This is a genomic window from Pseudomonas sp. FBF18 (assembly GCF_024261405.1).
GTDB lineage: Bacteria > Pseudomonadota > Gammaproteobacteria > Pseudomonadales > Pseudomonadaceae > Aquipseudomonas > Aquipseudomonas palmensis.
In genome coordinates this window covers 44,515-56,220 of sequence record NZ_QKRS01000018.1, presented here as the reverse complement: position 1 = coordinate 56,220, position 11,706 = coordinate 44,515, and the positions used below count along the sequence as shown (strand labels likewise).

10 protein-coding genes are annotated in these 11,706 nt (G+C 69.5%); 3 read left to right on the top strand and 7 right to left on the bottom strand.

Annotated features, from left to right (window positions below; genetic code table 11):
- Positions 1 to 47: 47 nt before the first annotated feature.
- The 3 genes from DN387_RS22245 to DN387_RS22235 all read left to right on the top strand — a co-directional run bounded on the left by DN387_RS22245 (position 48) and on the right by DN387_RS22235 (position 3,462).
- A complete protein-coding gene (locus DN387_RS22245) occupies positions 48 to 506 on the top strand; it encodes a GNAT family N-acetyltransferase (protein WP_054915360.1) in 459 nt (152 codons plus the stop codon).
- 85 nt (positions 507 to 591) lie between these two features.
- The gene (locus tag DN387_RS22240) at positions 592 to 2,115 is read left to right on the top strand and encodes a PLP-dependent aminotransferase family protein (protein WP_054915361.1); all 1,524 of its coding nucleotides are present in this window, start codon (positions 592 to 594) and stop codon (positions 2,113 to 2,115) included.
- A 60-nt stretch (positions 2,116 to 2,175) separates the two neighbouring features.
- Positions 2,176 to 3,462 carry a benzoate/H(+) symporter BenE family transporter gene (locus DN387_RS22235; RefSeq protein WP_081315127.1) on the top strand — a complete coding sequence of 429 codons (1,287 nt, stop codon included), beginning with the start codon at positions 2,176 to 2,178 and terminating at the stop codon, positions 3,460 to 3,462.
- Here the strand turns inward: DN387_RS22235 and DN387_RS22230 are convergent.
- Genes DN387_RS22230 through DN387_RS22200 form a run of 7 tightly spaced genes read right to left on the bottom strand, consistent with a single transcriptional unit; the run spans position 3,356 to position 11,649 of the window.
- Positions 3,356 to 5,191: an ABC transporter ATP-binding protein gene (locus DN387_RS22230; protein ID WP_082405744.1), complete on the bottom strand. Its 1,836-nt coding sequence runs from the start codon at positions 5,189 to 5,191 to the stop codon at positions 3,356 to 3,358. The two genes, DN387_RS22235 and DN387_RS22230, sit on opposite strands and share 107 nt — an antisense overlap.
- Positions 5,188 to 6,006, bottom strand: coding sequence for an ABC transporter permease (locus tag DN387_RS22225; RefSeq protein WP_043860485.1), 819 nt, complete (start codon positions 6,004 to 6,006; stop codon positions 5,188 to 5,190). Before DN387_RS22225 ends, DN387_RS22230 begins: the two co-directional genes overlap by 4 nt.
- 12 nt (positions 6,007 to 6,018) lie before the next feature.
- Positions 6,019 to 7,080, bottom strand: coding sequence for an ABC transporter permease (locus tag DN387_RS22220; protein ID WP_054915363.1), 1,062 nt, complete (start codon positions 7,078 to 7,080; stop codon positions 6,019 to 6,021).
- Positions 7,073 to 8,647 (bottom strand): ABC transporter substrate-binding protein, encoded by a 1,575-nt coding sequence (locus DN387_RS22215; protein WP_054915364.1) that lies wholly within the window; start codon positions 8,645 to 8,647, stop codon positions 7,073 to 7,075. Before DN387_RS22215 ends, DN387_RS22220 begins: the two co-directional genes overlap by 8 nt.
- A 10-nt stretch (positions 8,648 to 8,657) precedes the next feature.
- A complete protein-coding gene (locus DN387_RS22210; RefSeq protein WP_054915365.1) occupies positions 8,658 to 9,833 on the bottom strand; it encodes an LLM class flavin-dependent oxidoreductase in 1,176 nt (391 codons plus the stop codon).
- A 10-nt stretch (positions 9,834 to 9,843) separates the two neighbouring features.
- The gene (locus DN387_RS22205) at positions 9,844 to 10,578 is read right to left on the bottom strand and encodes a class II aldolase/adducin family protein (RefSeq protein WP_254506361.1); all 735 of its coding nucleotides are present in this window, start codon (positions 10,576 to 10,578) and stop codon (positions 9,844 to 9,846) included.
- Between the two features lie 15 nt (positions 10,579 to 10,593).
- Positions 10,594 to 11,649 (bottom strand): ABC transporter substrate-binding protein, encoded by a 1,056-nt coding sequence (locus tag DN387_RS22200; RefSeq protein ID WP_054915367.1) that lies wholly within the window; start codon positions 11,647 to 11,649, stop codon positions 10,594 to 10,596.
- Positions 11,650 to 11,706: the final 57 nt, after the last annotated feature.

The following is an 11,706-nucleotide window of genomic DNA, read 5'->3' as shown; positions in this document are numbered from 1 at the left end:
GCAGGTCGCGAGGCATGCAGCCTTGCCATCAACGAGGACCATCAGCGATGACCAGCAGTACCGCATCACTCGCCATCCGCCCCATCCAGCCCACCGACTTCGAGGCCTGGCTGCCGCTCTGGCTGGCCTATCAGGACTTCTACCAGGTCGACCTGGGCGAAGCCGTCAACGCCACCACCTTCAAGCGCTTTCTGGACCCCGACGAGCCCGTGTTCGCCGCAGTGGCCGAGTACGACGGCGAGCTGGTCGGCATGGTCACCTGGGTCATCCACCGCTCCACCTGGTCGACCACCCACTACTGCTACCTCGAAGACCTCTACGTCGCCCCGCAGATGCGCGGCCAGGGTACCGGCGAGCACCTGATCGCCTGGGTCAAGGCCGCCGCCGACCAGCAGCAGTGCACACGCCTGTACTGGCACACCCACCAGACCAACCATCGCGCCCAGCAGCTGTACAACCGTGTGGCCGTCAACCCCGGCACGATCCTCTACCAGATCGCGCTGTAACCTTCCCCCGTTCAAGGGCAGGCATGGACAGCCGGGCCCTGGCAGGTCAGCATGCCGGCCTGCCCTTCTTCACTGCACAGACGTCATGGCCCACAGTTTTCAACTCGACACCCTGAAGATCCGCCTGGCCGCCGCCGAGCTGGCCCCGCTGGAGCTGCGCGTGCGGGTACAGCGCGCCCTGCGCGAACTCATTCTTGCCGGCGAACTGCCGCCGGGTTGCCGCCTGCCCGCCACCCGCACCCTGGCCAGTTCCCTGGGACTGTCTCGCGACACCGTGGAGATGGCCTATGTGCAACTGCAGCTGGAGGGCTGCATCTGCCGCCGCCCAGGCTCGGGCAGCTATGTGGCCGAGCACCTGGGGCCGCGTCTGCTGGGTGCACGGCCCCCGCGCACCGGCGCGCCGCAGCACGCGCCTGCCACCGTCGGCCTCAGCGCCCGTGGCGCGGCGATCCTGGCCAGCGGCGGGGTCAGCGACCAGCAGCAGGTCAAGGCCTTCGCCACCGGCCTGCCCGAGACGCGCAACTTCCCCCTCGACACCTGGGACCGCCTGCAACGCCAGGCCCAGAAGGACTACCGCGCCCAGGTGCTGCTGCATGGCGACCCGCTGGGTGCCGCGCCGCTGCGCCAGGCCATCGCCCGCTACCTGAACCTGGAACGCGGCGCCAGGGTGCACGCCGACCAGGTGCTGGTGCTGAGCAGCGCGCGCCAGGCGCTGTACCTGTGCGCGCAGGTGCTGGCCGACCCCGGCGGGCCGATCCTGCTCGAAGACCCGGGTTACTTTGGCGCGCGCAAGGCCTTCGAGATGGCCCAGCTGCAGGTGGTGCCCGTGGCCGTGGATGAGCACGGCCTGCGCACCGACCTGCTGCGTGCCGACCGCAGCGGCGCCAACACCGTCTACGTCACCCCGTCGCACCAGTACCCCACCGGCGTCACCCTGGCCCTGGAACGGCGCCTGGACCTGATTGCCTGGGCCGCCGAGCGCAACGGCTGGATCATCGAGGACGACTACGACAGCCAGTTCCACTACGACGGCCTGCCCACCGCCTGCGTGCAGGGCCTGGACAACGCGCAGCGCACGATCTACCTGGGCACCTTCGCCAAGTCGCTGTACCCCGGCCTGCGCATGGGTTTCATGGTGCTGCCGCCGGCCCTGGTCGCGCCCATGAGCCACGCGCGCAGCATGCTCGACGGGCACACCCCGCAACTGGCCCAGTTGACGCTGGCGCGGTTTATCGAAGACGGCCATTTCGCCGCGCACATTCGCGCCATGCGCACGCTGTATGCCGTGCGCCGCGAGGCCATGGCCGAGGCACTGCACCAGCACCTGGGCGGCATCGCCAGCGCGCAGCTGCCACCGGGCGGCCTGCAGATGCTGTGCCGCCTGGAGCATGGCTGGAGCGAGGCCGAGACGATCCGCCAGGCCGCGCGGGCGGGCATCCACCTGCCCGGCCTCAGCCGCCTGTACGCCACGCCGCCGGCACAGGGCGGCTGGCTGCTGGGCTTCGCAGCGCTCACCCCGCACCAGATCGGCAGTGCCGTGGCACGCCTGGCCAAGGCCCTGCGCCCCGGCGTGCGCAGCGGTCTGGCGCAGGCCAGCGAGGTGGACTGATCGGGCCACCCCTGGCGCGGATACGCTCGGCACCCCAGCCCATCCCGCAAGGACCTGCCCATGAACCGAACCGCTTCGCGCCTGCACCCGCGTGACCTCGTCTCACCCACCCTGGCCGCCCTGATCAGCGTCATGGTCAACTATGGCGGCACCTTCGTGCTGGTGTTCCAGGCCGCGCAACTGGGCAACCTGACCGCCGCGCAAACCGCCTCGTGGGTGTGGTCGGTGAGCATCGGCGTGGGCCTGACCGGGGCCTGGCTGAGCTGGCGCTACCGCGCGCCGATCATCACCGCCTGGTCCACCCCGGGCGTGGCGTTCCTGGCCACGGTCATGCCGTTCACACCCTATGGCGAGGTGATCGGCGCCTATGTACTGTGCGCCATCGGCTTCATCCTGCTGGGGCTGTCGGGGGTGTTCGAGCGGCTGGTGCGCTGGATACCGGCCGGCATCGCCGCCGGGCTGCTGGCAGGCATCCTGCTGCAGTTCGGGGTCAACGCCTTCGGCGGGGCCAGCGCCGACCCGCTGCTGGTGATCGTGCTGGTGCTCACCTACGCCGTGCTGCGCCGCTTCACCTCGCGCTTTGCCGTGGTCGGGGTGCTGGTGGCGGGCCTGGCCATGCTGCTGGCCCAGCAGCGCCTGGACCTGCACGGCGTGCACCTGAGCATGGCGCTGCCGGTATTCGAAACCCCGCAGTTCAGCCTTGGCGCGCTGTTCGGCGTGGCGCTGCCGCTGTTCATCATCACCCTCACCGGGCAGTACATGCCGGGCATGCTGGTGCTGCGCAACGACGGCTACACCACCAGCGCCAACCCGATCATCACGGTCACCGGGCTGGGGTCGCTGCTGATGGCGCCGTTTGGCGCCCATGCGTTCAACGTGGCCGCCATCACCGCGGCCATCTGCACCGGCAAGGACGCGCACCCCGACCCGGCCAGGCGCTACCTCGCCGGCATCGCCTGCGGGGTGTTCTACGTCACCGTGGGGGTTTTCGGCGTGACCCTGGCCAGCCTGTTCATGGTGCTGCCGCGCACCTTCGTCACCACCCTCGCCGGGCTGGCCCTGCTGGGCGCCATCGGTGGCAGCCTGGCCAGCGCGATGGGCGATGCGCGTACTCGCGAGACCGCGCTGATCACCTTTCTGGCCACCGCCGCCAATGTCACCCTGCTGGGTATCGGCGGCGCGTTCTGGGGGTTGCTGACCGGCCTGCTGGTGCATGCGCTGATGCACGCCGGCCGCCCGCTCAGCCCAGCCGTGGCGAGTGCGCCAGCAAGCCCTGGGTGTACGCCGCCTGGGGGTGGTCCAGCACATCCTGCGCCGGCCCCTGCTCGACAATCCGCCCTTCCCTGACCACCACCACGCGGTCGGCGATGGCGCGCACCACGCCCAGGTCGTGGGTGACGAACAGCAGGGTCATGCCCTCGCCCTGCAACTGCTTGAGCAGCGCCAGGATCGCCGCCTGCACCGACACGTCCAGGGCCGAGGTCACCTCGTCGCAGATCAGCACCGAAGGCTCGCACACCAGCGCGCGGGCAATCGCCACGCGCTGGCGCTCGCCGCCCGACAGATGATGCGGGTATTTGTGCGCTGCATCCGGGGGCAGCGCGACCCGTGCCAGCGCCGCGTCGATACGCGCCCGGCAGGCCGCGCCCTTGAGGCCGAAGAAGTGCTCCAGGGGCGCTTGCAGGCACTGCGCCACGGTCTGGCGCGGGTTCAGGGCGCGGTACGGGTTCTGGAAGATGTACTGGATACGGTGGCGCGTGGCCGCGGGCCGCTGGCGCGCCAGCAGGCTCAGCGGCTGCCCGTCGAAGGTCAGCTCGGCCTGTGCGGTATCGCCCAGCCCCGCCAGGGTGCGCGCCAGGCTGGTCTTGCCCGAGCCCGACTCGCCCACCACCGCCAGGCATTCGCCCTTGTACAGGTCCAGCGACAGGTCGAACAGCACCTGGCGGTCGTAGCTCAGGTTGAGGTCGCGCAGGCTCAGCAGTGGCGTGTCAGCGCAGCTGAGCACCGTTGCCGGCACCACCGTCGGCGCAGCCACAGCAGTCAGTTGCGGGTGCAGGCAGGCGACCTGCTGCGCGCTGTCCAGCGCATTCAGCGACGGTTCCAGCGAGGTGCAGGCAGCGCTGCGGCGCGCGCACCGCGGGGCGAAGGCGCAGCCTTGCGGGCGCTGACCGGGCGCCGGGGCATGGCCGGCAATCGCCTGCAACGGGCGCTGGCGGGCCACGTCCGGAATCGCCGCCAGCAGGCCCAGGGTGTACGGGTGCGCGGGCCGCGCGAACAGGCGTTCGCGCTGCGCCACCTCGACGATGCGCCCGGCGTACATCACCATCACGCGGTCGACCAGGTCCTTGATCACGGCCAGGTCGTGGGACACGTACACCGCTGCCACCCCCTGCTCCTTGCACAGCCTGCGCAGGGTTTGCAGGATGTGCGCCTGGGTGCCGACGTCGAGGGCGGTGGTGGGTTCGTCGAGCACGATCAGGCGCGGGCGCAGCACGAAGGCCAGGGCCAGCATCACCCGTTGCTGCTGGCCGCCGGACAGTTGATGGGGGAAGCGCCTGAGAAACTCGCGATCGCCGGGCAGGCCGACGTCCACCAGGGTCTGCTGCAGGCGGTCGGCCTGGGCCGCGCGGGCAAGCTGCGGCTCGTGGGCCAGCAGGGTTTCGCGCAGCAGGTTGCCGATGCGCAGCGCCGGGTTGAGGGCCATGGCCGGGTCTTGCGCAACATAGCCGATCAGCCCGCCGCGGGCACGGCGCAGGGCATCGCCCTTGAGCTCGAGCAGCGAGGCGCCGGCAATGTCGATGCGCCCGCCGGCAATCTGCGCACCGCGCCGGGCATGGGCCAGCAGCGCGGTGGCCAGGGTGGTCTTGCCCGAGCCGGACTCGCCGACAAGGCCGAGGATTTCACCGGGGGCCAGGCTGAAGTGGATGTGGTCGATGATATCGGCGCCGCTGGCGAGTTCGACCCGCAGGTTCTCGACCCGCAACGCTTCGCCGGCAACGCCGGCTCCTACAGACGGTGCAAAACCTGTAGGCGCCGGCGTTGCCGGCGAAGAGGCCATCAAGGCATGCGCATTCATTTGCGTTCTCCCGCACTGTGCCGGGCAATGCCCTCGGCCAGAATATTGGTGCCGTAGGCGAACACCCCGATCAGCAGCGCCGGTGCCAGCACCGCCCACGGCTGCACCAGCAGCCCGGCCTGGTTCTCGTTGATCATCAGCCCCCAGTCCGCCGCCGGCGGCGCCACGCCGTAACCCAGAAAGCTCAGGCCCGACAACATGCCCACGCCCCAGGTCAGCATGTTGCCAAAGTGCACCAGCAGCGGCGTGAGCACGTTGGGCAGGATCTCGCGAAGCAGAATCCGCGTGCGCGAAAAGCCCATCATCTGCGCCGCCTCCACGAACTCCTGGCTGGCCACCGCCACCGCACTGCCGCGCGCCAGGCGGATCACGCCGGGGGTAAAGGCAATCGCCACGGTCATCACGATCAGCCACGGCGCGCGCCCCAGCATCGACACGATCAGCAGCACCAGGATCAGGTCCGGAAACGCCAGCCACACATCCGCCAGCCAGGTGATGGCCTGGTCCAGGCGCTGGCGCGACAGACCGGCCAGCAGCCCCAGCGCCGTGCCCAGCACCAGCGCAATGGCAGCGGCCGCCAGCGACATCCACAGGATCGACACACCGCCACCGAGCAACCGCGACACCACGTCGTGGCCCAGAAAATCATGCCCCAACGGCGCCTCGCCGCTGGGCGGCCCGTACACCCCGCCAACCATGTCGGTAGGCGCATGCGGCGCCAGCCACGGGCCCAGCAGCGCCAGCAGCACGATGGCCAGGGTCACCAGCCCACCCCGACGAATTTGCGGCTCACGCCAGACACTTGCACTGAACATGCTCTCTTCCTCTCAAGGGGCCTTGGCTGCCGGGCGGCGCCACCAGCTCTGGATGCCGCGACGGTTGCGCTGGATCAGCGTGACCCGCCGCGCGGTGCGCAGCCTGGGGGTCAGCAGCACGGTGAGCAGATCGGCCAGCAGGTTGATCGCCACCACGCCCAGGGTGATCACCAGCACCACGCCCTGGATCAGCGGCAGGTCGCGCATCTGGATCGCGGTGTTGAGCTGGGTGCCGATGCCGGGGTAGCTGAAGATCACCTCGGCCAGCAGCGCGCCGCCGATCAGGGTGCGCAAGGTCAGGGCCACGCCCTGCACTGCCGGCACCAGCGCGTTGGGCAAGGTGTGGCGCCACACGATGCGCCATTCGGGCACCCCGCGCAGGCGCGCCGCACTCACGTAGTCGGATTCCAGCGCCTCGATCATCGAGGCGCGTACCAGCCGCGCCAGGTACGGCAGCGACGACAGGCTCAGGGCCAGGATCGGCAGCAGCAGAAACTCCAGCTGCTGCCACAGGTGCTTGTCCGGGTCGAGGATCGACACCGCCGGCAGCAGGCTGAACTGCGGCATGGAAAACAGCAGCACCAGCCCGATGGCCAGCAGAAAACCCGGGGTGGCCTTGAGAAAGATCAGCGCCGACAGCGCCCAGCGGTCCAGGCGGCTGTCACGCCGCAGCGCCAGGCTCACGCCGATGCTCAACGCCAGCGGCACCACCACCAGCAGCACGCCGCCCAGCAGCGCCAGGGTATTGCCAAAGCGCGCGAGAATGATGCCGGCCACCGGTTGGTTCGAATCCAGCGAGATGCCCAGGTCGCCGTGCAGCACCTGCCCCAGCCAGCTCAGGTACTGCAGCAGGATCGGCCGGTTCAGGCCCAGTTGCTCGCGCAGGGTCTGGATGCTCTCCAGCGGCGCGTCGGGGCCCAGGATCACCCGCGCCGGGTCCGAGGGCAGCGCCTGGGTGGCGATGAACACCACCAGGCTGATGACCCAGGCGGTGAGCAGGCCGTAGCCCAGGCGCCCGATGAACCAGGGCAGCCAGGCCGGCAGTCGATGAGAGGTTGCGCACGGTTCAGGCATGGTTCAACCACAGGCTGTCAAAGCGCCAGGAGGCGAAGGTGGTCTGTTCGCCGTGCAGGCCGCCGACCTTGTTCGAGGCGGCGTCCAGCACGTCGGTGAAGCCCCAGATCAGCAGGCCGCCGCGCTGGTGCTGAATGGCCTGCGCCTCGTGTACCAGTTGCTTGCGCTGCGCCAGATCCGGCTGGCCGAGGGCCTGGGTGAACAGCGCACTGAAGCGCTCGTCACGGAAGTTGCTGCGGTTGTAGATCGCCAGCGGTGCATCGTTGTGCAGGCCGGTGGCCAGAAAGCCGCGGGCCGGTGTCGAGCCGGGCGACATCAGCCACTGCTCCTTCTGCGGGCCGTTGAATACCGAGGCGTCCACCGGCGTGACCTTGACCTGGACCCCGGCCTTTTTCGCCTGCTGGGCGAACACCAGGGCAGCGTTGATTTCGTTGGCGGTGGTGGTCAGCTCTATGCGCAGGTCGGTCTGCCCGGCCTGGCGCAGCAGCGAACGGGCCTGGTCCAGATCGAAGGGGCGCTGGGCGATGGCATGGTTGTAGGTGGGGTCGGTTGGCGAATACAGGTCGTTGGCGATGCGCCCGAAACCGTTGAGGCCACGGCCCACCAGCTCCTGGCGGTCGGCCAGCAGGCGGAAGGCCTGGCGCACCCGCTCGTCCTGGAACGGCGCCTTGGCGGTGTTGAGGTTGAAGCCACTGAACGAGGTGGTGGGCGACACCACCAGTTGCAGGCGCGGGTCGGCCTTGAGCAAGGCACTGTGCTCGGCCTGCACGCCGCTGGCGATGTCGATCTGCCCGGCACGCAGGGCGGCTACGCGCGATACCTGGTCCTTGAATTCGATGATCTCCAGCTCGTCGGCATATGGCTGGTTGGGCTTGTAGTAGTTTTCGAAACGGCTGAACAGCGCACGCTGGCCCGGCACGAAACGTTTGAGCCGGTACGGGCCGGCGCCCACCGGGTTGCTGACCGGGTCGTAGTCGGTGGGCACGATGCCGCCGAAGGCAATCAGGGTCTCGTCCAGCGGGAAGAAGCTGCGGCCCTGCTTGAAGCGGATCTCGATGGTGCGCTCGTCGAGCTTGCGCAGCGCCTGGCGGTCGATGGCGCCCACCAGCCCGGCAAATGGCGAGGCAAGTTTGGGGTCGGTCAGGCGCAGGATCGAGAACAGCATGTCGTCGGCGCCGATGCTCTTGCCGTGGTGGAACTCCAGCCCCGGCTTGATGCGAATGGTCCAGGCGCTGGCATCGGCATTGGGCTCGGCAAATTCGGCCAGGCCCAGGCGCGTGCTGACGTCGTCGTTCCATTCCCAGAACTTGCTGTACAGCGCCCAGCCGCGAATGATCCCGCCACCGGAAGGCTTGTGTGCATCCAGGTTGCCGGCCTGGTCGCCGTCGATGATGCCGACGCGCAGGCGCCCGCCGTGCACCGGGGTGCCCGGGGGTGCGCTGGCCGCCGCGTTGCTGGCAGGCCCGCCGGCATCGCAGCCGCCCAGCAGGCTGGAGCCCAGCAACAGGCCGCCACCGACGGCCAGGCTGTTGCCGAGGAAGATCCGGCGCGAGAATTCATGAGGCATGGGCAGCTCCTTAGGCCGGCTCGACAGCGGTGCGCGCACTCAGGCGCGGGATCTCGAACCCGTGGTCCAGTTCCAGCAGCGGGAACAGCAGGTCGGCCACCCGGTGCGCTTCATCGATCAGCGGAAAGCCCGAGAGAATGAACGCCGAGGTGCCCTGCTGCTGGTACTCGCGAATGCGCTCGGCCACCTGCTCGGCACTGCCCACCAGGTAGGTGCCGGACGACGGGCCGAGGATGTCGAAGCCGAACAGGCTGGGGCCGGTCCACACGTTGGGGTAGATCTCAAGCTCGCGCGCAGTGGGCAGGCGCCCGTCGCGGATGCTCTGCACGTTGCGCTGCACCTGCGGGTTGTCGCTGTGGAAGGTGTCCAGGGTCTGGCCCGGCGGCAGGCGGCGCTCGATGGCGGCGCGGGCGGTGGCCAGGGAGGTCTGTTGCAGCAGCTTCTCGGCATGCGCCCAGGCTTGGGCCTCGGTCTCGCGCACGATGACCTGCAGGCGCGTGCCGTAGGTCAGTTCGCGGCCGATCTTCGCCGCTTCGGCGGCCACGCGGCGGAACTTGTCGCCCAGCCGGGGCGGGGTGTCGGCAAAGCTCAGATACACGTCCAGCAGTTGCACCGAATGCGCCACGCCCACGTCCGAGGTGCCGGCGCCCCACAGGGGTACCGCCAGGCGCTGCGGCGGGTGCCAGCCGCCCAGCGGATGGCGCGCCGCCGCAGCCGGGCGTGGCGCGAGCTTCACGTATTGGCCGTCGAAACCGGCGGTGTCGCCGGCATAGATGCGCTGGAAGGCGCGCCAGTACTCCAGGCTGAACTGGTAGCGCTCATCGTGCGGGTAATGCACACCCAGGGTGGCCAGGCCCGCGTCGCTGCCATTGACCACGTTGAACAGCAGGCGGCCGTTGGAGAACTCGTCGAAGGTCAGCGCCCACTTGGCCAGCACCGCCGGCGACAGCTCGCCCGGGTGCTGCGCCACCAGAAAGCGCAGGCGCTCGGTGGCATCGATCAGTGCCGCCGACACCGCCAGGCTCTCGTTGGGGCTTGAACCCAGCAGGGCGCCGTAGAACCCCAGGCGGTCACTGGCCACCGCCAGTTGCCTGAGGTGGGCGAAATCGGTTTTCCAGCGCCCCTGGGGCTCCCACGGGTAGGGGCCGTCGGGGCTGGTGAGGTACCACAGGATCTTGATGGCCATGGCAGGTTCCTCAGGCGCGTGGGCGGTCGATGGCCGGGACCAGGCCCAGCGCGTGGGCGCGGTCGATCAGCTTGCTCATGTTCCATTGCTGGGTGAGCACGCCGGGGCCGTAGGGGCGCGAGCCGCCGATGGACTCGGCCAGCAGTTGCAGTTGCGCGCCCTCCTCCAGCAGCAGGATGAATTCGGCAGTGGCGCGCAGGCCCAGGCGCCCCCACACGGTCGCACCGCCGTTGGCTTCGAGAATCGCCGGGGTGTAGGGGTTCTCGGCCAGGCGCTCGAGAATGAAGTCGACCTCGTCCTGGCGCCGGTCGATGTACACCGGCAGCTCGCGGGCCAGCTGGTAGCGCTGCACCGGCACGTAGTGGAACGGCAGGCTGCGCTGGGTCTGCGCCCAGGCGCCCAGGTACGGGGTGTGCACGTGGGACACCGTGGTGATGCCGGCGTCTTCGCGAAACAGCCGGGTGTAGCGGCCCAGCCCGCCCTTGCCCTGGCCATGCACCAGGTTGCCGGCAAAGTCGCTGACCGTGGCCTGCAGCGGCTTGCGGTAGTCCCACGGGCCTGGGTAGTTGACCGACACCAGCAGCTCGCGGCCCGGTACGCGCTCGATGAAGCCCACGGTGCCGGCGGCGGTGAGGGTGTTGGTTTCGCGGAACACGGTGAAGGCCTGTTCGGCCTCGTGCAGCACCTGCTCGATGAAGGCCTTGAGGTCGGCGTCGATCAGGTGCTCGGTGGTCAGTACGGTCATGGCGGACTCCTTGGTTCAGGCGCGGGCGCGCCGGGCCAGCAGTTGATGGGCAGCTTGCAGTGGACGCGGGTCGACCCAGTCGGCCAGGTTGAAATCGGCTTCGAGAAAGCCATGCAGGTTGAGGAAGGTCTTCTGGATGTCCAGGTAGCCCAGGCGCTGGGCCGAGAGGTCCGGGGCCAGGGTGGTGTGGAAGTCGCCACGGTAGGCTTCGTCCACGCCCTGGGCGCCGGCGCGGGTCTCGTCCTGCAGGATGCGCAGCAGTGCCTCGCGGTTGTGGCTGGCCCAGTCGGCGGCGCGCAGGGTCTGCGCGAGGAAGCGCACCACCAGCTCGAAGTGGTTGTCCAGCAGGCTCTGGTGCACGGTGATCGGCCGTGGCGTGCCGTTGTTGATGCGGTAACGCGGGTCGCTGATCTGGTCCAGGTCGATGCCCACCACCAGGCCCAGGCGGCGCGCTGCATCGGCAGCGGCGGCGCCCTTGACGTACACCGCGTCGACCTCGCCACGGGCCAGGTAGTCCAGCCCCGACCACAGGCGCTGCAGGCCCTGCTCGGGGGTGGGGGCGTCGTCCTGGTTGTGCAGCGCCACTTCCACCAGTTCGACATCGTCGAAGCTCAGGCCGGCCAGGCTCAGCGCGCCCTTGTAGCCATGCAGGCTCATGGCACGGGCGATGCTGCCCGGGCGGTTGTCGCCCCAGGCCGGCAGCGCCAGGCGCTTGCCCTTGAGGTCCCGGGCGCTGCGGATGCCGGAGTCGGGGCGTACCAGGACGGTCTGCCATTCCTCGATCCAGGTCAGGCCGATCAGGCGGCTGGGCGAACCGGCGGCGCGGGCGGCCAGGGCCGGCACGTTGCCGCCCTCGCGAAACAGCCCGGGCAACTGGTGATCGTAGTGGTGATGGCCTAGCTGGCGGGCCTCTTGCAGGGTCTCCACCGGCAGGCCGTCGGCGGCGAATTCCTCCCCCAGCCAGCCCAGGGTGTAGGCGATGCCGGAGGCGGTCGGCACCGGGCAGCGGGTGAACCAGATCTGTTCGAGGGCCGGTGCGGCAGGCAACGGCAAGGTAGCGGCGATTGACATGGGCATGTTCCATCAAGCGAAGGTAGCCATGCCATTGCAGCGCCCGTGCCAACTCAC

Coding starts and splice junctions, on each gene's coding strand:
- DN387_RS22245 (WP_054915360.1), top strand. CDS start 48: ATGACCAGCAGTACCGCATCACTCGCCATCCGCCCCATCCAGCCCACC.
- DN387_RS22240 (WP_054915361.1), top strand. CDS start 592: ATGGCCCACAGTTTTCAACTCGACACCCTGAAGATCCGCCTGGCCGCC.
- DN387_RS22235 (WP_081315127.1), top strand. CDS start 2,176: ATGAACCGAACCGCTTCGCGCCTGCACCCGCGTGACCTCGTCTCACCC.
- DN387_RS22230 (WP_082405744.1), bottom strand. CDS start 5,191: ATGAATGCGCATGCCTTGATGGCCTCTTCGCCGGCAACGCCGGCGCCT.
- DN387_RS22225 (WP_043860485.1), bottom strand. CDS start 6,006: ATGTTCAGTGCAAGTGTCTGGCGTGAGCCGCAAATTCGTCGGGGTGGG.
- DN387_RS22220 (WP_054915363.1), bottom strand. CDS start 7,080: ATGCCTGAACCGTGCGCAACCTCTCATCGACTGCCGGCCTGGCTGCCC.
- DN387_RS22215 (WP_054915364.1), bottom strand. CDS start 8,647: ATGCCTCATGAATTCTCGCGCCGGATCTTCCTCGGCAACAGCCTGGCC.
- DN387_RS22210 (WP_054915365.1), bottom strand. CDS start 9,833: ATGGCCATCAAGATCCTGTGGTACCTCACCAGCCCCGACGGCCCCTAC.
- DN387_RS22205 (WP_254506361.1), bottom strand. CDS start 10,578: ATGACCGTACTGACCACCGAGCACCTGATCGACGCCGACCTCAAGGCC.
- DN387_RS22200 (WP_054915367.1), bottom strand. CDS start 11,649: ATGTCAATCGCCGCTACCTTGCCGTTGCCTGCCGCACCGGCCCTCGAA.